Here is a 23,418-nt window from a genome sequence, read left to right on the forward strand (position 1 = left end):
CCCCGACGTGGGAGAATGACACCCGTGTTGCGTTGGACCACAGCTGGTGAATCCCACGGCCGCGCCCTGGTGGCCATGCTCGAAGGGATGGTTGCCGGCGTGCCCATCACCTCCGAGGAGATCGGGGCACAGCTCAAGCGTCGTCGCCTCGGCTATGGCCGTGGTGCCCGGATGAAGTTCGAACAGGACCAGGTCACCATGCTGGCCGGGGTCCGGCACGGCGCCACCCTGGGCGGGCCGATCGCCATCGAGATCGGCAACACCGAGTGGCCCAAGTGGGAGATCGTGATGTCTCCGGACCCGGTGGACCCCGCAGACCTCGACGTGGCCCGCAACGCTCCGCTGACCCGTCCGCGCCCCGGGCATGCCGACTACGCGGGCATGCTCAAGTACGGCTTCGACGATGCCCGCCCGGTGCTCGAGCGCGCCAGCGCCCGCGAGACCGCTGCGCGCGTGGCCGCGGGCACCGTGGCCCGAGCCTTCCTTCGCGCCGCCCTCGGTGTCGAGGTGGTCTCGCACGTGATCTCCATCGGCGCATCCAAGCCCTACGACGGACCGCCGCCGCGGTTCTCCGATCTGGAGGCGATCGACGACAGCCCGGTCCGCGCCTTCGACAAGGACGCCGAAGCGTTGATGATCGCCGAGATCGAGGACGCCAAGAAGGATGGCGACACCCTCGGCGGTGTCGTCGAGGTCGTGGTCGAAGGCCTGCCCATCGGTTTGGGCTCGTTCACCAGCGGCGACAACCGCCTCGACAGCCAGCTGGCCGCCGCGGTGATGGGCATCCAGGCGATCAAGGGTGTGGAGATCGGCGACGGCTTCGAGACCGCGCGCCGCCGCGGCAGCGTCGCGCACGACGAGATGTACCCCGGGCCGGACGGAGTCCTGCGCTCGACGAACCGGGCCGGTGGCCTGGAAGGTGGCATGACCAACGGCCAGGCGTTGCGGGTCCGGGCCGCGATGAAGCCGATCTCGACCGTCCCGCGGGCGCTGGCCACCGTCGACATGGCGACCGGGGAGGAAGCGGTCGCGATTCACCAGCGGTCCGACGTGTGTGCGGTGCCGGCCGCCGGTGTGGTGGTGGAGACCATGGTCGCGCTCGTGGTGGCCCGCGCCGTGCTGGAGAAGTTCGGCGGGGACTCGCTGCCCGAGACGCGGGCCAATATCGACGCCTACCTGCGCGCCGTCGCTCAGCGCGAGCCGGCGGCGCAGGCCCTGGGCTGATGGCCCCCAAGGCGGTACTGGTCGGCCTGCCGGGCTCGGGCAAGTCGACCATCGGCCGCCGGTTGGCCAAGGCGCTCGACCTCACGATGCTCGACACCGACGCCGCGATCGAGGAGACCACCGGCCGCACGATCGCCGACATCTTCGCCACCGACGGCGAGGCGGAGTTCCGCCGGATCGAGGAAGAGGTCATCCGCTCCGCGCTGGCCACCCACGACGGCGTGCTGTCCCTGGGCGGCGGCGCGGTCACCACCCCGGGCGTGCGTGCCGCACTGGCCGGACACACCGTCGTCTACCTGGAGATCAGTGCGGCCGAGGGTGTCCGCCGCACGGGCGGTTCCACCGTCCGGCCGCTGCTGGCCGGGCCGGACCGGGCAGAGAAATTCCGCGCCCTGATGTCGGAGCGGGTGCCGCTGTACCGGCGGGTCGCGACCATGCGGATCAACACCAACCGGCGCAACCCGGGCGCGGTGGTGCGCACGATCGTCACCCGCCTGGAAAATCCTCAGGCCCAGAAACAACCCCAGAAGCCGGCCCAGCAGCCGCGGACGGGCAAGCGGCGCCGGCGTCGCCCGCCGTGGCGGCGCGGTCCGGCATCCGGATCCTCGTCGGGCTCGGAGACCAAGGCAGGCGAAGCCGCCACCACAACCTCCGATGCCCGATCCACCGCCATACCCACCCCCGCGGCCCTGGCCGCTCGTCACGCGGAGCGTAATGATGACTGACCCGGTAATCGTCGAGGTGCTGGTGGACCGGCCGTACCCGGTCATCATCGGAACCGGCCTGCTCGGCGAGCTGGGCAATACGCTCGAGGGCAGGCACAAGGTGGCCATTCTGCACCAACCGGTGCTGAACCAGACCGCCGAGGCTGTCCGGAAACACCTGGCGGACAAGGGGATTGAAGCTCACCGCATCGAGATTCCGGATGCCGAGGCGGGCAAGGAGCTACCCGTCGTCGGCTTCATCTGGGAAGTGCTGGGGCGCATCGGCATTGGTCGCAAGGACGCCGTGGTCAGCCTGGGCGGGGGCGCCGCCACCGACGTCGCAGGCTTTGCTGCGGCGACCTGGCTGCGGGGCGTCGACATCGTGCACGTGCCCACCACCCTGCTGGGCATGGTCGATGCGGCGGTGGGTGGCAAGACCGGGATCAACACCGACGCCGGCAAGAACCTCGTCGGAGCCTTCCATCAGCCGGCGGCGGTACTGGTGGACCTCGCCACCCTGGAAACGTTGCCGCGCAACGAGATTGTCGCGGGGATGGCGGAGATCGTAAAAGCCGGCTTCATCGCCGACCCGGTCATCCTCGACCTGATCGAGGCCGACCCGCAGGCGGCGCTGGATCCCACCGGAACGGTCTTGCCCGAACTCATCCGCCGGGCCATCGCGGTCAAGGCTGAGGTGGTTGCTGCCGACGAACGGGAATCGCAGTTGCGCGAGATCCTGAATTATGGCCACACGCTGGCGCACGCCATCGAGCGCCGCGAGCGGTACAAGTGGCGCCACGGCGCCGCGGTGTCGGTGGGCCTGGTGTTCGCGGCCGAGTTGGGCCGGCTGGCCGGGCGTCTGGACGACGAGACCGCCGACCGGCACCGGAGTGTGCTGACCGCGCTCGGGTTGCCGGTCAGCTATGACGGCGACGCACTGCCCCAGTTGATGGACTACATGGCAGGCGACAAGAAGAACCGCTCGGGGGTGTTGCGGTTCGTCGTGCTCGACGGGCTGGCCAAGCCGGGCCGTCTGGAAGGTCCGGATCCGTCGCTGTTGGCGGCCGCATACGCAGAAGTGGCGCGGGCCTGACTGCCCGCGCCACCGGCGCCTGAATTCTGCTCCGCCCTCTCGGGCGGGCGTCGCTACTGCTTGGGCTGGTCGGGGTAGTCGACCGGAGTGGTGGTCTCGGCGTCGGTGTTCTCCGAGGCGCCGTTGGCGGACACGGCGGCGAACACATCGGTGTCGGCACGATCGTCGGCGGCCAGGCCGTGGTGGCGTTGGCGGGGCATCGGCGGCGCCTTGCGGTCCACCAGCCAGCGGCCCACCGTCACGCCCGCGACGGCGACCAGGAACACCAGCAGCGCGGTGAACGCGGCGAACGTGGTGACCTCGTTGAGCAGGGCATCGGTGTAGAGGCTCTTGTAGAACAACCCGATGAACCACGCCACGGCGCCGCTGACGATGCCGGCGAACAAACCGGCGATCAGCCAGATCATCGCCATGTCGGCGCGCCGATCCGGGTCCGGGTTGGCGCGGGCGTCCTTCTGGCCGTCGATCAGACCCCAGATCAGCACGCCGATTCCGAACACCGTGACCAGTGCCAGGCTGAACCAGGTGGCGTTACCCGGCGAGGCGTTGATCAGTGCTCCCTGAAGTAAGCGCACTATGACCATCGCTGTTGCGAACACCACTCCGCGCAGTAACCACTTGCTCATGGGGGCACACTGTAGCGAGTAGCGTCACAGACCGTGACTATTTCCCAGCGCAGGGATCGGCTGCGGCGTCGAATGGCCGAATCGGGCCTGGATGCATTGTTGGTAACTGACCTGGTCAACGTGCGTTATCTGTCCGGATTCACGGGTTCCAACGCTGCGCTGCTGGTTCTCGCCGAGGACGCCACACCGGTGCTCGCCACCGACGGGCGCTACCGCACGCAGGCCGCGCGGCAGTCCCCGGACGCCGAGGTGGTCATCGAGCGGGCCTGCGGATCGCACCTGGCCGGCCGTGCCGCACGCTGCGGGGCGCTGCGGCTGGGTTTCGAGAGCCACGTGGTGACTGTGGACGCCTTCACCGCACTGAGGAAGGCTGCCGGCGACACCGTGGAGTGGGTGCGCGCGGCGGGCGCCGTGGAAGCCCTGCGCGAGGTCAAGGACGCCGGAGAGATCGCGATGTTGCGGTTGGCCTGCGAGGCCGCCGATGCGGCTCTCACCGACCTGGTGGAACGTGGCGGCCTGCGGCCGGGTCGCACCGAGCGCGAGGTGCGCAACGAGCTGGAAGCGCTGATGCTCGACCACGGCGCCGACGGACCGTCGTTCGAGACGATCGTGGCGACGGGCGCGAACTCGGCCATCCCGCATCATCGGCCCACTGAGGCGGTGCTGGCCCCGGGGGACTTCGTGAAGATCGACTTCGGTGCGCTGGTCGAGGGATACCACTCCGACATGACGCGCACGTTCGTCCTGGGCCCGGCGGCCCAGTGGCAGCACGACATCTACGACCTCGTGGCCACCGCACAGCAGGCGGGACGCGAGGCGCTGGCACCCGGGGTTTCGCTGAGTGCGGTGGACACCGCATCACGCCAGGTCATCGCCGACGCCGGCTACGGCGACAACTTCGGTCACGGCCTCGGACACGGGGTCGGACTGCAGATCCACGAAGCGCCGGGAATCAATGCCGCCGCCGCCGGTACACTGCTTGCTGGCTCTGCGGTCACCGTTGAGCCAGGTGTCTACTTGCCCGATCGCGGCGGTGTCCGCATCGAGGACACCCTGGTCGTCGGAGAGGCGGCACCCGACCTGCTTACCCGGTTCCCCAAGGAACTGGCCATTTTGTGACAAAAGCTTAGGAGCTACACCCTCATGGCATCGACTGCCGACTTCAAGAACGGGCTCGTCCTGCAGATCGACGGACAGCTGTGGCAGATCGTCGAGTTCCAGCACGTCAAGCCGGGTAAGGGTCCGGCCTTCGTGCGGACGAAGCTGAAGAACGTGGTGTCCGGCAAGGTCGTCGACAAGACGTACAACGCCGGTGTGAAGGTGGAGACCGCCACCGTGGACCGCCGCGACGCCACCTACCTGTACCGCGACGGCAACGACTTCGTCTTCATGGATTCCGAAGACTTCAACCAGCATCCGTTGTCCGAGGGGCTCGTCGGCCGTTTGGCCGACTTCCTGCTGGAGAGTCTGCCGGTGCAGATCGCCTTCCACGACGGTGTTCCGCTGTATCTGGAGCTGCCGGTGTCCGTCGAGCTCGAGGTTTCCCACACCGAGCCGGGCCTGCAGGGTGACCGCTCCAGCGCCGGCACCAAGCCCGCCACCATGGAGACCGGCGCCGAGATCCAGGTTCCGCTGTTCATCAACACCGGCGACAAGCTCAAGGTCGACACCCGCGACGGCAGCTACCTCGGCCGCGTGAATGGCTGATCGTCGCGGCGACCGGGGCCGCCACCAGGCCCGCAAACGCGCCGTCGACCTGCTGTTCGAGGCCGAGGCGCGCGGTCTGACGGCCGAGGCGGTGGCCGACGGCCGCGCCGCGCTGGCCGAGGACCAGGACGACGTCAGCCCGCTGAACCCCTACACGGTGTCGGTGGCCCGCGGGGTGACCGAACACGCCGCCCATATCGACGACCTCATCTCCGCGCACCTGCAGGGATGGACCCTGGAGCGGCTGCCCGCCGTGGACCGGGCGATCCTGCGGGTGGCGGTCTGGGAACTACTGCACGCCGAGGACGTTCCCGAACCCGTTGCGGTCGACGAAGCTGTCGAGCTGGCCAAAGAGCTGTCCACCGATGATTCGCCCGGATTCGTCAACGGTGTGCTGGGTCAGGTCATGCTGGTGACCCCGCAGATCCGGGCCGCCTCGGAAGCCGTGCGGGGCGGCCCGGACACGTAGCCCGGACTCGAAAGGTTATGTCGGGGGCTGATTATGACGGTCTCGCCTCGACGATGCTGAAGGGTGTCGCGGTCTGCACCACACGCGTCATCCGAAATCCACTGTGCCGGAGCAGATCACGGTATTGGACGGCGTTGCGTTCCCTGCCGTCCAGCTGCAGTAGCATTTCGAGGTCCGACCATTTGCCCAGGAAGTCGCGGTCGTGGGTAGGAATTACCAGTTCGATCAACAGCACGGTGGCTCCGTCGCCGATCGCCGCACGAACATTGCGGAGTATCGTCGCGGCGCGTTCGTCAGGCCAGTCGTGGATGACGTTCTTGAGGACATAAGCGTCTCCGCCAGCTGGAATGTCGTCGAAGAACGATCCACACTCGATCTGGACGCGGTGCTCCACGCCGCGGAGCTTCAACAGGGCCGGTGCGCCGGCAACAACGTCCGGCAGGTCATACAGCACGCCGCGCGCTGCCGGTGTGGCCGCCAGGATGGCGGACAGCATGCCCCCGTGCCCGCCGCCGACATCCACGATGGTCGGATAGGGGCTGAAATCGTAGCCGGCGACGATCGCGGCTTCGGCCAGCTCTGCGACGCTGGTCATGGCATCGTTGAAAAGCGCCGCGAAATCGGAATCCTGCTCGAGGAAGTCGAAGAACTCTCTTCCCCGCAGCAGTGGCACGCTCGGCTTTCCGGTCGTCACCGACTCAGCTAGCAGGCTCCAGTGTTCGCGGTACCGCGAGGAACCGATGAACAGCGCGAGTCCGGCCATGGATACCGGCGCGTCGGCACGTAAAGTGTCGGCCAGCGAGGTCAGGGCATAGCGGCCGTCGCGTTGCTGGCGGAAGATGCCCCGGCTGATCAATGCGCGCAGCAATCGGTGCAGCGCGTCAGGATCCGCGCCGACGCGCCGCGCGAGGTCGTTCAGCGTCAGTGGCTCATTCGCGAGGGCGTCGGCGATGCGGAGTTTCGCGGCGACCTGAATCGCCTGCGACACCCACGCGCCTACGATCAACTCCGCGATCGCGATGGGTGCCGGCACCAGCCGTTGATGGAGTCGATACAGATGGTGGCGGGCCCGCTCGACCACCCGTACCAGTCTGGCCGGAGGAATTTTCAGGTCCGTAGGCATGTCATATCTCCCCAAAAATATTGTCGCACTCGTTATTTCAGAGTCGACGTGCCGCCTATACCACGAACGGTAGCCATCATCGGGCAGGGAATTGCAGGTACCGGGCTACCTGTTTGAGTTCTGACGTTTCGGCTTCGCAAATCCGGAACCGTCCGGACAATTACCAATGAGCGCAACTGGGTCGACGCGGGAGGGGCGATGATCTACCGATGGTTCGTACGTAAAAGGGCGCGAAAGCTATGGGAGGCGCTGTCTGATCAGCGGATCGACGAACTCCCACTCGCCGACGACGTGCACTTCGTCTATTTGGGTGACCACGCGCTGGCCACTGATCTACGGGGCGCCGCCACATTTCGTGCGTGGTTGCGCGATGAGCTTTTCCGCCGCCTTCCGGGCCTGCGCTTCGAGGTTGAGGAAATGGTCGTCGAAGGCGGCCCCTGGTCCACCCGGGCGGCTACCCGCTACGTCGCATCCCGCGAGGGCCGAGTGGTTTATCGAGGAGTTCAGTTCACTCATGTCGTGTGGGGCAAGCTCGTTGAAGAGCGGATCCTGCCGGATACACAAGCGGTGGCAACTGCGCTTGCCTGAAGTTGGGGAGGAACCGCAGTTCCAGGTCTATGACAACGCTTCCGCACCCCGCAGGATTCGACTCAGCCAGATTGTAAATTCTTCGTTCGGGCCAGGTGGCGCAATGACTCCGACGACCCGGATTTGGCCTGGTGAGCGCCGCCGATAAGCGGCGCAATCAGTCAACGTGGGCGAGCACCGGTTTCCGTGCCGCGCCGGTGGTCTGACCGGGCCCTACCGTTTGGTGCGTGTCACAGCCCGACGCACAACCCGTATCCCTACCCATCCGCCGCGCCCGTGCCGACCAGGCCCGTCAGGTGGCCGATGTGCTGCGTCACCAGATCTACGAGGGTGCATACGACGACGGGTTGCCCGCCGAGGCGGAGCTGGCAGCCGAATTCTTCGTCTCCCGCAACACCGTCCGCGAAGCCCTCGCGGTGCTCAAGAACGAGGGGCTGATCGATCGGGGCACCAAGGTCGGCACCCATGTTTCGGCTCGCAAGTACGACCACGGCCTCGATGCGTTGGTCGGGCTGAAGGAGACCTTCAAGGACTACGGCGATGTCCGTAACGAGGTGCGTGCCGTGCAGCGGCTCTCCGCCCCGCCCGCTGTGGCGCGCAAGCTCGGGCTCGAGCCCGGCACGCAGGTGGTCTTCATAGAGCGTCTGCGCTATCTCGCCGACCTGCCGGTGTCCTTGGACCTCACCTACCTCGCGCCGGACATCGGGGAAGAGGTGATCACCCACTCGCTGGAGACCAACGACATCTTTTCACTCATCGAGCGGGTGAGTGGGCGCAAGCTCGGCGGGGCAAGCCTTGCCCTAGAAGCGGTTTCGGCCGATCCGCATTCCGCCGCGACGCTACAGGTACCTGCGGGTTCGGCGCTGCTGATGGCCGAACGGCTGACCAGTCTGGACGACGGCAGGCCCGTCGATCTCGAGTACATCCGAATGCGTGGGGACCGAATCACCATGCGCAGCAACCTCATCAGGAGCACGCCATGACGCTGATCAATCAACGAGCCGATGTCCCGGTGACCATCGACGAGTCCCTGTGTATCCAGGGCTGCACGTTGTGTGTCGACGTGTGTCCGCTTGATTCGCTGGCCATCAACCCCGACAACGGCAAGGCCTTCATGCACGTCGACGAGTGCTGGTACTGCGGGCCCTGCGCGGTCCGTTGTCCGACCGGCGCCGTCACCGTCAACATGCCCTACCTCATCCGCTAGAGGACCGAAGTGAAAACAGCCCTGATCGCCCTGACTGCCGGCCTGGCCCTCACCACCGCCGGATGCTCTCTCGATTCCGCGACGAAATCGGCGGACACCGTCGACGTCGTCGTCGGCTACCAGTCCAAGACCATCAACACCGTCACCGCGGGGACACTCCTGCGTGCCCAGGGGTACCTGGAACGCCGCCTGGCCGACATCACCACCCGAACCGGCACGAAGTACAACGTGACGTGGCAGGACTACGACACCGGCGCTCCCATCACCGCACAGATGGTCGCCGAGAAGATCGACATCGGCTCGATGGGCGATTATCCGATGCTCATCAACGGGTCCAAGACACAGGCCAACGAACGCGCCAAGACCGAGATCGTCTCAGTCACCGGGTACAACCCCAAGGGCGCGCTGAACATGGTTGTGGTGGCGCCGGATTCGCCGGCCAAGACGCTGACCGATCTGGCCGGAAAGAAGGTCTCGGCCAGCGTCGGCTCAGCCGGCCACGGCATGCTGGTGCAAGCCCTCGGCAAGGCCGGTATCGACGCCAAGACAGGTGTGGAGGTGCTCAACCAGCAGCCACAGGTCGGTGCCTCGTCGCTGGAATCGGGTCAGGTCCAAGCGCTTTCGCAGTTCGTCGCCTGGCCGGGACTGCTGGTGCACCAGGGCAAGGCCAAGCTGCTCTACGACGGGGCCGAGCTGAACTATCCGACCCTGCACGGCGTGGTGGTGCGGCGGGCCTACGCGGCCGATCACCCGGAGGTGCTCGACGCCTTCCTGCAGGCGCAACTCGATGCCACCGACTTCCTCAACACCAAGCCGCTGGAGGCGGCTCGCCTCGTCGCCGAGGGCAGCGGGCTGCCGCAGGAGGTGGTCTACCTGTACAACGGGCCGGGCGGCACGTCGTTCGACACGACCCTCAAGCCGTCGCTGGTCGACGCGCTCAAAGGCGATGTGCCCTATCTCAAGTCGATCGACAACTTCGCCGACCTCGACGTTGCCGGTTTCGTGCAGGACGGACCGCTGCGGGCGGCCTACGCCGCGCGCGGCCAGGACTACGACAAGGCACTGAACTCGACGGCCAACCCGTCGGCGTTGAGCGGCACCGACCCGGTGTGCCACACCGCCGTCGACAATCCCGCCACCGCCGGCGAGCTCTGGCTCGACGGATCGGAGACCACCACGGCGGCCGCGACGCCGGTCTGCCTGCTCAAGGCGATCCGGCAGGCCGAAGGCGAGGGCAAGAAGGTCCGCGCCGCCTACGTCTCCGACGCCGAGTTGGGCACCCGGTGGTTCGCGGACAAGGCCGTGTGGGTGCGCTTGCCTGGTCCGGGCCCTGAAGGCTTCCTGCCGTTCGGCACCCCGGCCGGTGCCGCTCGCTACACCGCCGCGCATCCCGGCGCAGTGATCGTGGACTACCGCCAAGCGCTGGCGGGTGCGGTATGACGACCACCGATACCGCCCCGGCGACCGTCAACGATCTTCCGGTCGCGCCGGAGGCAGAGCATCCCCGCCGCGAATCTTCGGTCTGGCCGCATCGTCTGGTGCGCCTGGCGTCGGTTGTGAGCGCTGTCGTGCTGTGGCAGCTGCTGACCGCCAACGACGTCAGACTCGGCCTGCGGTTCGACACCCTGCCGACCGTCACCGAAATCACTGCGGCCCTGGCGAACCGGCTGGGCACACAGGAATACTGGCTGGACCTCGGCCAGTCCCTGATCCGGATTCTCACCGGTTTCGGGATCGCCGCGGTGGTCGGCGTGGTCACCGGAATCCTCCTGGGGCGCACCGCGTGGTTCGCCGACATCTTCCGGCCGCTCACCGAGCTGGCTCGGCCGGTCCCGGCGATCGCCATGGTGCCGGTCGCCATCCTGCTGTTTCCCAGCGACGAGGCGGGAATCGTGTTCATCACGTTCCTGGCCGCCTACTTCCCGATCATGGTCAGCGTCCGGCACGCGGTGCGCGCATTGCCGACCATCTGGGAGGACTCGGTGCGCACGCTCGGCGGCGGGCGTGTCGACGTACTGCGCCGGGTGGTCCTGCCCGGCATCCTGCCCGGCCTGTTCGGCGGGCTCTCGGTCGGCATGGGGGTGGCCTGGATCTGCGTGATCTCGGCCGAGATGATCTCGGGCCGCCTGGGAGTGGGCTACCGAACCTGGCAGGCCTACACGGTGCTGAACTACCCCGACGTGTTCGTGGGCATCATCACGATCGGCGTACTGGGATTCGTGACCGCCGCGGCGGTCGAGTTGATCGGCCGACGGGCCACCCGCTGGCTGCCGCGCGGTGAGGAGAACACACGATGAGCACCTCCGTGCGCCCCGCCGCGACCGCAACGGCCACCGGCATGCGGCTGGAGCTCGATCGAATCCGGTTGTCCTACACCGGTACTCCGGTGATCGACGATTTGAGCCTGACTGTCGAGCCCGGCGAGATCCTGGTGCTCACCGGCCCGTCGGGATGCGGTAAGTCCACGTTGTTGCGTGCCTTGACCGGCTTGCTGCGGCCGGACGGTGGCCGGGTGCTGGCCGACGGAGACCTGGTGACCACCACCTCGCGCGACCGCGGCATGGTGTTCCAGGACAGCGCGCTGCTGCCGTGGCGCACGGTGCGGTCCAATATCGAATTGGCACTGCAGCTCCGCGGCGAGCCGCGCAACAGCCGTCGGCAGCGGGCCGACCGCTGGATCGAGGAGGTCGGCCTGACCGGGTTCGCCGATTTCCTGCCGAAGAACCTGTCCGGCGGTATGCGGCAACGGGTTCAACTCGCGCGCGGGCTGGCGGGTGCGCCCCGTGCGGTCATGATGGACGAACCGTTCGCGGCGCTGGACACCCAGACCCGCGCGGCCATGCAGCGGCTGCTCGTCGACACCTGGAAGGCCCATCCGACGACCATCGTGTTCGTCACCCACGACGTCGACGAGGCGCTCACGCTGGGTGACCGCGTCGCGGTGCTCGGCCGGGCCGGCCAGCCGCTGCGCGCCCTCATCGAGGTGGCCCAACCACGAACCGACCATCCCGCACGATCCGCGCTGCGCGCCGAGATCATCGCCGCCCTGGAGCAACCATGACCGAGCTGACCGAGATTCCCGATATTTCAGACGCCATCCGGATCGACTGCGACGTACTGGTGATCGGCGGCGGCACCGCGGGCACCATGGCGGCCCTGACCGCCGCCGAGAACGGTGCCCAGGTGCTGCTGCTGGAAAAGGCGCACGTGCGGCATTCCGGCGCGCTGGCGATGGGCATGGACGGCGTCAACAACGCCGTCATACCCGGTAAGGCCGAGCCCGAGGACTACGTCGCCGAGATCACCCGCGCCAACGACGGAATCGTCAACCAGCGCACCGTCTATCAGACCGCCACCCGCGGATTCGCGATGGTGCAGCGGCTCGAGCGGTACGGAGTGAAGTTCGAGAAGGACGAGCACGGCGAGTACGCCGTGCGCAGGGTGCACCGATCAGGGTCCTACGTGCTGCCGATGCCCGAGGGCAAGGATGTCAAGAAGGCGCTGTATCGGGTTCTGCGGCAACGCTCGATGCGCGAAAAGATCCGGATCGAGAACCGGTTCATGCCCGTGCGGGTACTCACTCACGAGGGCAGGGCGGTCGGCGCGGTCGCATTCAACACCCGCACAGGTGAATTCGTCACGGTGGCGGCCAAGGCCGTGATCCTGTCCACCGGAGCGTGTGGCCGCCTCGGGCTGCCGGCATCGGGATATCTGTACGGCACATACGAGAACCCCACCAACGCCGGTGACGGATACGCCATGGCCTACCACGCCGGCGCCGAACTCTCCGGGATCGAGTGCTTCCAGGTCAATCCGCTCATCAAGGACTACAACGGCCCCGCATGTGCCTATGTGGCCAACCCGTTCGGCGGCTATCAGGTCAACGCGCTGGGGGAGAGGTTCGTCGACTCCGACTACTGGTCGGGTCAGATGATGGCCGAGGTCAAAGAAGAGATCGAATCCGCCCGAGGACCGATCTACCTCAAGGTCAGCCATCTGCCCGACGAAACGCTGACCACGCTGGAGAACATCCTGCACACCACGGAGCGACCCACCCGCGGAACGTTCCACGCCAATCGCGGACACGACTACCGCACCCACGACATCGAGATGCACATCTCCGAAATAGGTTTGTGCTCAGGGCATTCAGCCTCGGGAGTCTGGGTGGACGAACATGCCCGCACCACCGTGCCCGGCCTGTACGCCGCGGGTGACCTGGCCTGTGTACCGCACAACTACATGATCGGCGCATTCGTCTACGGCGATCTGGCCGGTGAGCATGCGGCCTCGACGTTGCCGGAAGTTGATGCACCCGCAGAGCTTCCGGCCGACCAGATAGCTCAGGCCCACGAACTCATCTACCGGCCGCTGCGGCACCCGGACGGACCGCCGCAACCGCAGGTCGAGTTCAAGCTGCGGCGATTCGTCAACGATTATGTGGCACCGCCGAAGACCGCGACCAAGTTGTCGATCGCGGTGCAGACGTTCGAGCGCATGGTGGCCGAGGTCGAGGGCATCGGAGCGCGCACGCCACACGAGCTGATGCGCGCCGCCGAGGTGTCGTTCATCCGCGACTGCGCGGAGATGGCGGCCCGATCCTCGTTGACCCGCACCGAATCACGCTGGGGCCTGTACCACGAGCGGGCCGACCTGCCTGAGCGCGACGACGCGCAGTGGCGTTACCACCTCAACCTCTACAAGGGTTCTGACGGCGCCATGAACTTCGTAAAGCGGCCGGTGGCACCGTATTTCGTCGCCGTGCCGGAGCTGGACCACCTGACCTCGCAGGATCCGGTGACCACCGTCGAACAGCCCCACCTGCACGGTGGCCGGGCGCCAGCAGCCGAGCGCTCCCGGGTGCGCCCGGCCGGATCCGGACAACCGCCGTCACCGCGGATCGCTGCGGTCCTGGCCATGGAGGAGCCCGCACTCGACGATCTGAGCGCTTACCTGGCCGATTCGGATCCAGGAGTGCGGCGCACCGCGGTCGCCACGCTCGTCGAGCATCTGCCCGATGGGTACCAGCCCGCGCTGGTGGCCGCACTGGACGACGACGACGCCGGAGTGCGGCGGGAAACCGCCGATGCGGTACGTGAACTCGTCGAGGTTCTGCCCGACCCGGGGGCCTTCGCCGGCCGACTGGACTCCGCCGACCCGCTCGTCCGTGCGGTCACGGTGTACCTGCTGAGTTCGCGGCGCGTCGGCACCGGCGATGCGTACCGGGCCGCATCGACCGACACCGATCACCGGGTACGGATCGAGGCGGTGCGGGCCCTGGTGTCGGTCGACGACCACACCGGTGTGGCGGCGGCGACCACCGACGAGAACCGGGAAGTGCGGATCGCCGCGGTGGGCGGATTGGCAACCCTGCGCGCTGGTGCCGACGCGGTGCGGACGGCGCTCGACGATGCTGATCCGCTCGTGCGGGCGGCGGCACTGGCCTCGCTCGGCGCGGTCGGCTGCACCGCCGACGACGTGGTCAGCATCGAGAAGGCGTTCACCGAATCGGCGTGGCAGATCCGTCAGGGCGCGGCGCGGGCACTGGCCGGGGCGTCGCCCGAGGTGGCGGTTCCGACGCTGGCGCGGGCGCTGGAAGACCAGCATCTGGATGTCCGCAAGGCCGCGGTACTGAGCCTGAGCCGGTGGGCGGGTTCGGAGTCGTCGGCCCGCCAGGCCCTCAGCACCGCACTTGAGGACGGTGACGCCGATGTGCGCGCCTACGCCCGCCAGGCGCTCGCTGTTTGAGCGGTACCTTGCCCGAACAGCAAGTTCTGTGTCCTGATGCCTGAGCGCGCCGATAATGGGCAGCGTGCAGAAAACACGGCACCGCAGACACGACAGCCCGCCGCCGCGGACGGGCAACAGCGAATCCGAGGTGCTACGGGGATTTCTCGATTATCTCCGCACGTCCATCGCCGCCAAGGTCGACGGCGCGCCCGAGCCGGCGGCCCGGACGTTCTCGGTGCCGTCGGGCACCACGTTGCTCGGCCTCCTGAACCACCTGACCTCCGTCGAACGGTGGATTTTTCTGGGGGACGACGTCACCGACTGGCAGGCGACGTTTTCGGTCGAACCGTCGGACCGCATCGCCGATGTGGTGGCCCGTTATCGCGATGCCGTCGAGTGCGCCAACTCGGTGCTCGACGACTGCGCCGACCTCGCGGCACCGCTTCCCCGATCACGGCCCGGACGCCCCGCGGCCAGTGTCCGCTGGGCCCTGACCCACATGATCGAAGAGACCGGCCGCCACGCAGGTCACGCCGACATTCTGCGTGAATTGATCGACGGGACCACCGGCCGGTGACCAGGCGCGGGTGCACCGAGGTTTCGGACACATCGAAGTTCGTCGTTACCGCCGCTAACGACGGGGCCTCGGCTTAATGTCGATGCGTGCGACTCGCCTGGCCGCTGACGGGGCGGTTGGAGGAAACCCGGCTGATCGGCGCCGCGCTGGCCTCCGCCGAGCTGTCCGGCGTCGTGATCTATGGAAGTGCCGGGGTCGGCAAGAGCCGCATCGCCCGTGAAGCACTGTCGGCCGCGCACGTCAACGGGGAGGAAACGCGCTGGGCGGTAGGCACATCGGCAGCGCGTGCGCTGCCCTTGGGAGCGTTCGCCCGGTGGGTCGGATCCTCGGATGCCGACAGCGCAGAACTGGTGGCCCGGGTGATCGACGGCCTGACCTCCACGTCGAATGGCCTTCCGGTGCTGGTGGGCGTCGACGATGCGCACCTGCTCGACGGGATGTCTGGTTTCGTCTTGCAGCAGATCGTGCAGCGCCGCGCCGCCAAGCTGCTGCTGACCGTGCGCACCGGTGCACCGCTACCGGCCGAGGTGCTGGCGGCATGTGACGGCGGCCGGTTCGAGCGGCTGGATCTGCAACCGCTGTCCCATGACGAGTCGACCCGGTTGTTGACCGCGGCGCTCGGCGGCACACTCGATGCCGAAGCGGCGCAACGGTTGTGGCGGCTGACCCGCGGCAACGTGCTCTATCTGCGCAACATCGTCGAGCATGAGGTCACCCAGGGTCGGCTCGCCTGCCGGGACGGTTTGTGGCGGTGGATGGGAGATCCGGTGATGCCGCCCGGTTTGGTCGAACTGATCGAGACACGGATCGGTGCGCTACCGCCGGCGGTGGGCGAGGTCGTCGATGTGCTGGCAGTGGCCGAGCCGATCCAGCTGGACCAGCTGACCGCGATCACCGATGCCGATTCGGTGGCGGCCGCCGAGGCGCGTGGGCTGATCACGATCGACACCGCCGACCGCGAGGTCCGCGTCGCTCACCCGCTCTACGCCGAGGTGCGTCGCAACCGGCTGGCGGGCGCTCGATTGCGCCGGCTGCGGGGTTTGGTGGCGATCGCGCTCGGGGAGAGACACGATCGCGACGCCATGCCGGTGCTGGTCCGGCGCGCAACACTGATGCTCGATTCGGATCTGCCGGTCGATCCCGAGTTGCTGACCCGCGCCGCACAAGGCGCGGTGTGGATGTCGGATCTGGCACTGGCTGACCGCCTGGCTCACGGAGCCATCACAGCCGGCGCCGGCACGGAGGCGAATTTCATTCGCGCCCATGCCTTGTCGTGGCTGAGCCGAGGTGAGGAATCGGATGCGGTGCTCGACGCCGTCGACACGGCCGATCTCACCGACGACGGGCGCGCCCGGCTGGCCTTCCTACGGGCCTCGAACATGCTGTGGTCACTTGCCGATCCGGCCGGCGCCAAGCGGCACGTCGATGATGCGGCGGCGGGCATCCCGGCGGATGCGCGGGCCGCGATCGACGCGTACTACACGGTGCACTGGGCTGCGAATGGCGCCCCGGAGCGGGCCAGGAATGCATCCCGGGGACTGGATCTGGATGCACTGCCTGCCATCGTGGGCGCGGTGACCGCGTGGGCGGTGGCGGCAGCGTGCGGCGATGCGGGGCGCACCGACGACGCCGTGGCCGCCGCGCAAGCCGGCTACCGCATCACGGACCATTCCTTCGATGCCGCACACACGCGGTTCGTCATCGCCGACGCCCACATCGGCGCGTTGCTGCTGGCCGGCCGCATCCGCGAGGCGCGCGAAGAGGCCGAGCAGCTGAGTCGTCGCGCCGCCGAGCGGCCCGGTGCGGCACAGGTATTCGGGGCCGCGCTGGCAGGTCGTGCCGCCTTCGGGGCCGGCGACCTCGCTGTCGCATCCGGATTACTGGACCCGGCGGTCGAGATGATGCGGGCAGCGGGGGAGTCGAACGGGTTCGGCTATCGGTTTCACCTGCCCAGGGTCACGGCACTGGCCATCGGGGGCCTGGCCGATGACACCGCCCTGGCCGAACTCGACGATTGCCGTCACGCCAGCTGGCGGTACCTGTCCTACGAACACTCGCTGGTGCGGGCATGGGTCGCCGCGACCCAAGGTGCGGTGTCGGAGGCTGCCCAGATCGCGCTCACTGCCGCCGATACCGCCAGGGCCAACGGGCAACTGGCGGCCGAGGTGTGGTGCCTGCAGACCGCGGCGCAATTCGGCGACCATACCCGCACCCGACGGCTCGACGAGTTGGCCGGGCTTGTCGAGGGGCCGCGGGTACGTGCCGCCGCCGCACTGTGCCGGGCCCTTGCCCACGATGACGGCGACGGGTTGTCAAAGGCCTCAACCCAATTCGAGGATTTGGGTGACCTGGTGGCAGCCGCCGACGCGGCGGGTCTGGCCGCGGTGGCATATCGGCGCCGGGACATGCGCGGCTCGGCGATGGCCTCGGCGGCCCGGGCCACCGCCCTGGCAGAGGCCTGCGGCGGTGCGGCCACACCGGCATTGCTGGCGGCCGTGGCACATCTGCCCCTGACCGACCGCGAGCGTGAGATCGCCATGCTGATCGGCACCGGGCTGTCCAACCGGGCCATCGCGGACCGGCTGGAGCTTTCGGTGCGCACCGTCGAGGGACACATCTACCGCGCCATGGCGAAAACCGGGGTGTCGACCCGGGCGGAGCTGATCCGCCTGCTACCTCGACGGCACCGATGATTCGGGTATGGGGTTACTCGGTCCGGTTTCACCGAACCGTCGCATGCTGAGTCGCATGGCCGACGAAGGCGAGAGGCGCGAACGGGCGCTGCGACAGCTCCCGTTGCCGTACTCGCTGGCACTGCGGTTGCGCGACGCCGGAGTCGCCCGCGACGTCGTCTGTGAGTACCTCAGCATCGAAGAGCCCGCCCTCGACGGCTTCTACCGCATCGCCGAGGCCAAACTGGCGGCGGCGCAGGGCTCGTGAGGAGCCCATCGGGACCAACGCGCTCGGGCGGAGAGCCGGCGCGCAGCGCTAGAGCTCGAGCGCCTGATAGGTGCGTCGGACGAATTTGGGTTGTGCGGTCTGCAATTTCGCCAGCGAGGTGTTACCACTGATGGCCGCGGCGTCCACGCCCAGATTCGGATGGTTCTGGATCAGATAGATCAGAATCAGATCCGCTGACGGGTCGGCCTGCCACCAGGTGCCGTAGGCGCCGGGCCAACTGAAGGTGCCGAGCCCACCCGGACCGAACAACTGTCGCGATTTCGCCGGATCGGTCACCACCGACAAGTTCAGGCCGAAGCCCCGGCCGACCCAGAACGGGGCGCCGAGGAACTGGAACTGCTTCTGCTCGGGGGTAAGCCGGTCGGTACGCATCAACCGCACCGACTCGCCGGAGAGAACGCGCACACCGTCGATCGTGCCGCCGCCCAACAGCATTCGGGCGAACTTCAGATAATCGTCGGCTGTGGAGAACAACCCGGCCCCACCGGTACAGAACGGAGGGTCGGTGATCGGCGCCGGGCCCATCACATCGTGGGTCAGTTTGTTCTCGGCGGTCAGTTGGTACATCGTGGCGCTGCGCCGCCGGCCTGCTGCGTCGACAGAGAACCCCGTGTCGGCCATGCCCAGTGGCTGGAAGATCCGCTCGTCGAGTACCTGGGACAGCGGCTTGCCCTCGATGCGGGACAGCGCGATCCCCAGTACATCGGTGGAGTGGCTGTAGGTGAGGCGCTCACCGGGCTGGTGTGCCAGTGGCAATGCGGCCACCTCGGCCAGCCAGCGGTCCTGATCTTGGCGCAGCGACAGTTTGCCGTAGGCCGAGGCCAGCGGACCGAGGACCGAGAACACGTAGGCCAGCCCGCTGCGGTGAGTCATCAGATCGTCGAAGGTGATGGGCCGTCGTGCCGGCTCGGTGCGGTCCAGCGGGCCGCGCGCTTCCCGTAGCACCCGCATGTCGGCCAGCTCGGGCAGCCATCGCGTCACCGGCTCGTTCAGTGCGAGCTTGCCCTCTTCGGCCAGGGCCATCGCCGCCGCCACCGTGACAGGCTTTGTCATGGAGGCGATCCGGAAGATGGTCTCCCGTTGCATCGGTAGCTGGGCGTCGACGTCGCGGTGACCCAAGGCATTCACCTGGAGTACCTTGCCCGCCTGCCACACCAACGTGACCGCGCCGGCCAATAGCCCGGCATCGATCGCCTCATGGATGGACGTCTGATTGCCGTCGAGGTTCATCCGGACCAGCCTATCCAGCGGCAGCGGCCTCATTGGCGCTAGCCCGAACCGCGACCCCGGGCCGGGCGTGACAAGGCCGTGCCTTTACGGTGCGATTAGTGATTCACCTCTCAGTTGGCCCAATAGTGTGTCAGGCACCACGAGAAAAGAGATTCCCGTGAAAGTAAAGGCAGCTGTCGTCGAGGCGGTCGGTGCGCCGTGGACCATCTGTGAGGTGGACCTCGGCGACCCGGTTGCCGGCGAGGTCCAGGTGCGGTTGGCGGCATCGGGCCTGTGTCATTCCGACGCACATGTCGTCGCAGGCAGTAGTCCGGTGCCGTTCATGCCGGTCCTCGGCGGTCACGAGGGGGCCGGCGTGGTCACCAAGGTCGGGCCCGCAGTCACCGGGCTGTCCGAGGGCGACCACGTCGTGCTCGCCTTCATCCCGGCCTGCGGCACCTGTCCGTCGTGTGCCACCGGGCTCCAGAACCTCTGCGACGAGGGCGCGGGCCTGCTGACCGGGCAGGCCGTCGCCGACAAGTCCTACCGGGTCACCCGCGATGGTCAGCCCGTCATCCAGATGTGCCTGCTCGGCACCTTCGCGCCCTATGTCACGGTCAGCGAGGCCTCGGTGGTCAAGATCGAGAAGGACGTGCCGCTGGAGGTGGCCGCACTGCTCGGCTGCGGTGTCTCCACCGGTTGGGGCTCGGCGACCGAGATCGGTGACACCCGGCCGGGGGACACGGTCGTCGTGATGGGCGTCGGCGGTGTCGGCATCAACGCTGTGCAGGGTGCGCGGTTCGCGGGTGCCCGCTTTGTCGTCGCGATCGACCCGGTCGAGTTCAAACGAAAGAAGGCGCTCGAGTTCGGTGCCACCCACACCTTCGCTTCGGTCGAGGCGGCTGCTGCGGAGCTTCCCGAACTCACCTGGGGAAAGATGGCCGAGGTCTCGATCATCACGGTCGGTGAGATCAAAGGCGAACACATCCAGCAGGCGCTGAGCCTCACCGGCAAGGGCGGACAGGTGATCGTCACGGGCATGGGCGATTTCACCCAATCGACCGTCGACCTCAACCTGTTCGAGCTGACGCTGTTGCAGAAGCGGGTGCAAGGCGCGGTGTTCGGTGGCGTCGGGCCCCGCACCCAGATACCCAGGCTGCTCGATCTCTATCGCTCCGGCGATCTCAAGCTCGACGAGCTGGTCACCACCCGCTATCGCTTGGAGGACATCAACCAGGGGTACCGGGACATGTTCGACGGCAAGAACCTTCGCGGTCTCGTCGTGTACTCCGACGCCGACTACTGAACCGGAAAAAGGGAGACCATGCAGAACCACGACAGCAACTACATAGACGGCAAGTGGGCGGTTTCGAGTGGAACGACCCGCATACCCGTGATCAATCCGGCCAACGACGAGGTGATCGCCGAAGTCGTGGCCGGCACCGCCGCCGACGTCGATGCCGCCGTATCGGCGGCGCGGGCCGCCTTCGGAGCGTGGTCGGTCACCCCGGTCGGTGAGCGTGCCGATTACCTCGCCGCGATCGCAGGCAAGATGGCCGAACGCGCCGAGGACCTGGCCCGCACCATCTCGTCCGAGATGGGTTGTCCCATCTCGATTTCCCGAGCGATCCAGCTGGGGCTGCCGCTCAACAGTTTCGCCGAGGCCGCCAACATCGTGCGAGAGTACGAGTTCGAAAGTGAGTACCGGGGATCGACGATCGTGCGGGAGCCGTTCGGCGTGCTGGGCGCGATCACCCCCTGGAACTACCCGCTGCACCAGATCGCTCTGAAAGTCGCGTACGGTTTGGCCGCCGGAAACACCGTCGTCGTCAAACCCAGCGAGATCACCCCGCTGTGCGCGATCAAGCTCGCCGGGATCATCGACGAGATCGGGCTTCCCCCAGGCGTATTCAACATGGTGTTCGGCACCGGGGCGGATGTCGGCGAGGCGATCGCCGGGCACGGCGACATCGACATCGTCAGCTTCACCGGCTCCACGCGGGCCGGCCGCCGCGTGCAGGAAGTCGCCGCCCGCACCGTCAAGCGCGTCTCGCTGGAGCTGGGAGGCAAGAGTCCCAACATCATTCTCGACGACGCCGACCTGGAATCGGTCGTACCCGCGTCGGTCAAGACGATGATGCTCAACTCCGGGCAGACCTGCTCGGCGCTGACCCGGATGATCGTCCCGCGCGACAAGCTGGCGGAGGTGGAGGCACTCGCGAAGGCGACTGCCGATGCGCTGCCGGTGGGCGATCCGGCCGACGAAGGCACCGCGCTCGGCCCGCTGTCGTCCCGGGCGCAGCAGGAACGGGTGCTCGGCCATATCCGCGCCGCGGTGACCGAAGGGGCACGTCTGGTCACCGGTGGCGAGACCGACACCGGCGCGCCGGGTGCGTTCGTGCGGCCGACGGTGTTCTCCGATGTCACCGAGGACATGACGATCCACAAGGAGGAGGTTTTCGGTCCGGTCCTGGTGATCGAGGCCTACGACTCCGAGGACGACGCGGTACGCATCGCCAACGCCACGGATTACGGTCTGGCCGGCGCAGTCTGGTCCGGGTCGCAGGATCGTGCCGAGAAGATCGCCCGCAGGATCCGTGCCGGCCAGGTGCAGATCAACGCGGGCGCCTTCAACGTCAACGCACCGTTCGGGGGCTACAAGCAATCGGGCAACGGGCGTGAGGCCGGGGTTTACGGGCTCGAGGAATTCCTGGAGATCAAGTCGATTCAGCGGTGACCGGCGCGGCGGTGAATACTTCTCTGGCGAATTCCGTGGCGTGAGAAGAGGCAGATGACCCAGCAGGAGCAGGTAGAAGGCGATCCCGGCCAGGCGCTCGGCACCGAGCCCCACCCCATGAAGCGGGTGGCGTTCGCCAGCTTCGTCGGCACCGCCATCGAGTTCTACGACTTCTACATCTACGGCACCGCCGCTGCCCTGATCTTTCCCCACGTCTTCTTCCCGAACATGGGGCCGACGATGGCGACCATCTCCTCACTCGGCACGTTCGCGGTCGCGTTCCTGTCCCGCCCGATCGGCGCCGCGGTGTTCGGCCACTTCGGAGATCGATTGGGCCGCAAGAAGACTCTGATCGCGACGCTGTTGATCATGGGTGTGTCGACGGTCTGTGTCGGGTTGGTGCCCAGCGCCGCCACGATCGGTGTCGCCGCACCGATCATCCTGCTGGGGTTGCGGCTGTTGCAGGGCTTCGCCGTCGGCGGGGAGTGGGCCGGTTCGGCGCTGTTGAGCGCCGAGTACGCGCCGGCCGGGAAACGCGGCATGTACGGGATGTTCACCCAGCTCGGTGCCGGCGCCGGGCTCGCGGTGAGCAACCTGGTGGTCTTCACGGTCAGTGTGACCATCGGCGAGAAGAGCGCGATGTTCCTGGACTGGGCCTGGCGGCTGCCGTTCCTGTTCAGTGCGGTCCTGTTGGTCGTGGCGCTGTATGTGCGGCTGAGCATCGACGAGACACCGGTCTTCGCCCGTGAGCAGGTGGCCGGTGGTGTGCCCAAGGCGCCGCTGGCCGAACTGTTCCGCACCCAGACCAGACAGGTGGCGCTGGCGGCGGGATGCATGGTCGGCATCTTCACGATGAGCTTTCTGGGCGGCACCTACCTGATGAGTTATGCCAGCACCCGCATCGGCCACCCGCGCAGCCTGATCCTGGGTGTCGGTGTGCTCGCGGGCGTCGCGCTGATGATCTTCTCGGCGGTGTCGGCAGTGCTGTGTGACCGGTACGGCCGGCGACGCGTCATCCTCGCCGGCTTCGTCCTTGCCCTGCCGTGGGCCTTCGTGGTGATGCCGCTGATCGACTCGGGTTCCGCGGTGGGCTTCGCGGTGGCGATCGTCGGCATCTTCTGCATTTTCGGGCTGTCCTACGGGCCCATCGGGTCATTCTTGCCTGAGATTTTCGCCACGCGTTACCGCTATACCGGCGCGGGTCTCGCCTTCAATCTGGCAGGCATCGTGGGTGGGGCGATTCCACCGTTGGTCGCCGGGGTCTTGGTGGCCACGCTGGGTAGCTGGGCGGTAGGGGCGATGATGGCGGGATTCGTCGTCGTCAGCATCGTCTCGACCGTGCTGCTGCCGGAGACGAAGGGAACCGAATTGGAGGCCGTCGCGAGCGACTCCGCGAGGTGACCGTGGCGGGCCCGGCGTTTGCGGCCTGCTAAGCTACCCCGCAGTTCGACGTCCTTTAACGATCC

22 protein-coding genes are annotated in these 23,418 nt (G+C 67.5%); 19 read left to right on the forward strand and 3 right to left on the reverse strand.

The window, feature by feature from the left end; all coding sequences use genetic code 11:
• Positions 1-24: 24 nt before the first annotated feature.
• Genes aroC through aroB form a run of 3 tightly spaced genes read left to right on the forward strand, consistent with a single transcriptional unit; the run spans position 25 to position 3,021 of the window.
• Complete coding sequence (gene aroC / locus QQ25_RS15190) at positions 25-1,224, forward strand: chorismate synthase (RefSeq protein WP_039379997.1); 1,200 nt, start codon at positions 25-27, stop codon at positions 1,222-1,224.
• Positions 1,224-1,949: a shikimate kinase gene (locus QQ25_RS15195; protein ID WP_039319638.1), complete on the forward strand. Its 726-nt coding sequence runs from the start codon at positions 1,224-1,226 to the stop codon at positions 1,947-1,949. Before aroC ends, QQ25_RS15195 begins: the two co-directional genes overlap by 1 nt.
• Complete coding sequence (gene aroB / locus QQ25_RS15200; RefSeq protein ID WP_039319640.1) at positions 1,942-3,021, forward strand: 3-dehydroquinate synthase; 1,080 nt, start codon at positions 1,942-1,944, stop codon at positions 3,019-3,021. Before QQ25_RS15195 ends, aroB begins: the two co-directional genes overlap by 8 nt.
• 53 nt (positions 3,022-3,074) lie before the next feature.
• Here the strand turns inward: aroB and QQ25_RS15205 are convergent, their stop codons facing one another.
• A complete protein-coding gene (locus tag QQ25_RS15205; protein ID WP_039379425.1) occupies positions 3,075-3,647 on the reverse strand; it encodes a B-4DMT family transporter in 573 nt (190 codons plus the stop codon).
• Between the two features lie 33 nt (positions 3,648-3,680).
• Between QQ25_RS15205 and QQ25_RS15210 the strand changes: the two genes are divergently transcribed.
• Genes QQ25_RS15210 through nusB form a run of 3 tightly spaced genes read left to right on the forward strand, consistent with a single transcriptional unit; the run spans position 3,681 to position 5,823 of the window.
• Positions 3,681-4,766 (forward strand): M24 family metallopeptidase, encoded by a 1,086-nt coding sequence (locus QQ25_RS15210; protein ID WP_039379427.1) that lies wholly within the window; start codon positions 3,681-3,683, stop codon positions 4,764-4,766.
• A 24-nt stretch (positions 4,767-4,790) separates the two neighbouring features.
• Positions 4,791-5,354, forward strand: a complete 564-nt coding sequence (efp, locus tag QQ25_RS15215) for an elongation factor P (RefSeq protein WP_039319647.1) — start codon at positions 4,791-4,793, stop codon at positions 5,352-5,354.
• On the forward strand, positions 5,347-5,823 hold the full coding sequence (gene nusB / locus QQ25_RS15220; protein WP_039319649.1) for a transcription antitermination factor NusB: 477 nt from the start codon (positions 5,347-5,349) through the stop codon (positions 5,821-5,823). Before efp ends, nusB begins: the two co-directional genes overlap by 8 nt.
• 31 nt (positions 5,824-5,854) lie before the next feature.
• On the opposite strand, the gene QQ25_RS15225 is transcribed toward nusB, so the two are convergent.
• Positions 5,855-6,946 (reverse strand): methyltransferase, encoded by a 1,092-nt coding sequence (locus tag QQ25_RS15225; protein WP_039379429.1) that lies wholly within the window; start codon positions 6,944-6,946, stop codon positions 5,855-5,857.
• A 198-nt stretch (positions 6,947-7,144) separates the two neighbouring features.
• Here QQ25_RS15225 and QQ25_RS15230 point away from each other — a divergent pair, with 198 nt between their 5' ends.
• From QQ25_RS15230 to QQ25_RS15275, 10 genes are all read left to right on the forward strand, one after another.
• Complete coding sequence (locus QQ25_RS15230) at positions 7,145-7,534, forward strand: nuclear transport factor 2 family protein (protein ID WP_039319654.1); 390 nt, start codon at positions 7,145-7,147, stop codon at positions 7,532-7,534.
• A gap of 227 nt (positions 7,535-7,761) precedes the next feature.
• Complete coding sequence (locus tag QQ25_RS15235) at positions 7,762-8,517, forward strand: GntR family transcriptional regulator (RefSeq protein ID WP_039319656.1); 756 nt, start codon at positions 7,762-7,764, stop codon at positions 8,515-8,517.
• Positions 8,514-8,741, forward strand: coding sequence for a 4Fe-4S dicluster domain-containing protein (locus QQ25_RS15240; RefSeq protein WP_039319658.1), 228 nt, complete (start codon positions 8,514-8,516; stop codon positions 8,739-8,741). Before QQ25_RS15235 ends, QQ25_RS15240 begins: the two co-directional genes overlap by 4 nt.
• 9 nt (positions 8,742-8,750) lie before the next feature.
• Positions 8,751-10,181: an ABC transporter substrate-binding protein gene (locus QQ25_RS15245; RefSeq protein ID WP_039379431.1), complete on the forward strand. Its 1,431-nt coding sequence runs from the start codon at positions 8,751-8,753 to the stop codon at positions 10,179-10,181.
• Positions 10,178-11,038, forward strand: a complete 861-nt coding sequence (locus QQ25_RS15250) for an ABC transporter permease (RefSeq protein ID WP_039379432.1) — start codon at positions 10,178-10,180, stop codon at positions 11,036-11,038. The genes QQ25_RS15245 and QQ25_RS15250 overlap by 4 nt, the downstream gene beginning before the upstream one ends.
• On the forward strand, positions 11,035-11,802 hold the full coding sequence (locus tag QQ25_RS15255; RefSeq protein ID WP_039379434.1) for an ABC transporter ATP-binding protein: 768 nt from the start codon (positions 11,035-11,037) through the stop codon (positions 11,800-11,802). Before QQ25_RS15250 ends, QQ25_RS15255 begins: the two co-directional genes overlap by 4 nt.
• Positions 11,799-14,486 (forward strand): fumarate reductase/succinate dehydrogenase flavoprotein subunit, encoded by a 2,688-nt coding sequence (locus tag QQ25_RS15260; RefSeq protein WP_039319667.1) that lies wholly within the window; start codon positions 11,799-11,801, stop codon positions 14,484-14,486. Before QQ25_RS15255 ends, QQ25_RS15260 begins: the two co-directional genes overlap by 4 nt.
• A gap of 64 nt (positions 14,487-14,550) precedes the next feature.
• On the forward strand, positions 14,551-15,045 hold the full coding sequence (locus tag QQ25_RS15265; protein ID WP_198530796.1) for a DinB family protein: 495 nt from the start codon (positions 14,551-14,553) through the stop codon (positions 15,043-15,045).
• An 86-nt stretch (positions 15,046-15,131) separates the two neighbouring features.
• Positions 15,132-17,738, forward strand: coding sequence for a helix-turn-helix transcriptional regulator (locus QQ25_RS15270; protein WP_039379436.1), 2,607 nt, complete (start codon positions 15,132-15,134; stop codon positions 17,736-17,738).
• Positions 17,739-17,793: 55 nt separating this feature from the next.
• Entirely contained in the window at positions 17,794-17,985 is a 192-nt protein-coding gene (locus QQ25_RS15275) for a hypothetical protein (RefSeq protein WP_039319675.1), read from the forward strand.
• Between the two features lie 48 nt (positions 17,986-18,033).
• Here QQ25_RS15275 and QQ25_RS15280 read toward each other — a convergent pair whose 3' ends face one another.
• Positions 18,034-19,236, reverse strand: coding sequence for a serine hydrolase domain-containing protein (locus QQ25_RS15280; RefSeq protein WP_039379438.1), 1,203 nt, complete (start codon positions 19,234-19,236; stop codon positions 18,034-18,036).
• A 157-nt stretch (positions 19,237-19,393) separates the two neighbouring features.
• Between QQ25_RS15280 and QQ25_RS15285 the strand changes: the two genes are divergently transcribed.
• The 3 genes from QQ25_RS15285 to QQ25_RS15295 all read left to right on the forward strand — a co-directional run bounded on the left by QQ25_RS15285 (position 19,394) and on the right by QQ25_RS15295 (position 23,353).
• Complete coding sequence (locus tag QQ25_RS15285) at positions 19,394-20,521, forward strand: NDMA-dependent alcohol dehydrogenase (RefSeq protein WP_039379439.1); 1,128 nt, start codon at positions 19,394-19,396, stop codon at positions 20,519-20,521.
• A gap of 18 nt (positions 20,522-20,539) precedes the next feature.
• Positions 20,540-21,952, forward strand: coding sequence for an aldehyde dehydrogenase family protein (locus QQ25_RS15290; protein ID WP_039379441.1), 1,413 nt, complete (start codon positions 20,540-20,542; stop codon positions 21,950-21,952).
• A 117-nt stretch (positions 21,953-22,069) separates the two neighbouring features.
• On the forward strand, positions 22,070-23,353 hold the full coding sequence (locus tag QQ25_RS15295; protein ID WP_039320577.1) for an MFS transporter: 1,284 nt from the start codon (positions 22,070-22,072) through the stop codon (positions 23,351-23,353).
• Positions 23,354-23,418 lie beyond the last annotated feature (65 nt).

Origin of the sequence: Mycolicibacterium setense, assembly GCF_000805385.1 — a bacterium.
Taxonomy (GTDB): Bacteria; Actinomycetota; Actinomycetes; order Mycobacteriales; family Mycobacteriaceae; genus Mycobacterium; species Mycobacterium setense.

Bases quoted from the DNA above. Each gene is read 5' to 3' on its own strand.
- aroB (WP_039319640.1), top strand. From the start codon at position 1,942: ATGACTGACCCGGTAATCGTCGAGGTGCTGGTGGACCGGCCGTACCCG.
- QQ25_RS15195 (WP_039319638.1), top strand. From the start codon at position 1,224: ATGGCCCCCAAGGCGGTACTGGTCGGCCTGCCGGGCTCGGGCAAGTCG.
- QQ25_RS15280 (WP_039379438.1), bottom strand. From the start codon at position 19,236: ATGAACCTCGACGGCAATCAGACGTCCATCCATGAGGCGATCGATGCC.
- QQ25_RS15255 (WP_039379434.1), top strand. From the start codon at position 11,035: ATGAGCACCTCCGTGCGCCCCGCCGCGACCGCAACGGCCACCGGCATG.
- QQ25_RS15260 (WP_039319667.1), top strand. From the start codon at position 11,799: ATGACCGAGCTGACCGAGATTCCCGATATTTCAGACGCCATCCGGATC.
- efp (WP_039319647.1), top strand. From the start codon at position 4,791: ATGGCATCGACTGCCGACTTCAAGAACGGGCTCGTCCTGCAGATCGAC.
- QQ25_RS15295 (WP_039320577.1), top strand. From the start codon at position 22,070: ATGAAGCGGGTGGCGTTCGCCAGCTTCGTCGGCACCGCCATCGAGTTC.
- QQ25_RS15240 (WP_039319658.1), top strand. From the start codon at position 8,514: ATGACGCTGATCAATCAACGAGCCGATGTCCCGGTGACCATCGACGAG.
- QQ25_RS15230 (WP_039319654.1), top strand. From the start codon at position 7,145: ATGATCTACCGATGGTTCGTACGTAAAAGGGCGCGAAAGCTATGGGAG.
- QQ25_RS15275 (WP_039319675.1), top strand. From the start codon at position 17,794: ATGGCCGACGAAGGCGAGAGGCGCGAACGGGCGCTGCGACAGCTCCCG.
- nusB (WP_039319649.1), top strand. From the start codon at position 5,347: ATGGCTGATCGTCGCGGCGACCGGGGCCGCCACCAGGCCCGCAAACGC.
- QQ25_RS15290 (WP_039379441.1), top strand. From the start codon at position 20,540: ATGCAGAACCACGACAGCAACTACATAGACGGCAAGTGGGCGGTTTCG.
- QQ25_RS15225 (WP_039379429.1), bottom strand. From the start codon at position 6,946: ATGCCTACGGACCTGAAAATTCCTCCGGCCAGACTGGTACGGGTGGTC.
- QQ25_RS15250 (WP_039379432.1), top strand. From the start codon at position 10,178: ATGACGACCACCGATACCGCCCCGGCGACCGTCAACGATCTTCCGGTC.
- QQ25_RS15205 (WP_039379425.1), bottom strand. From the start codon at position 3,647: ATGAGCAAGTGGTTACTGCGCGGAGTGGTGTTCGCAACAGCGATGGTC.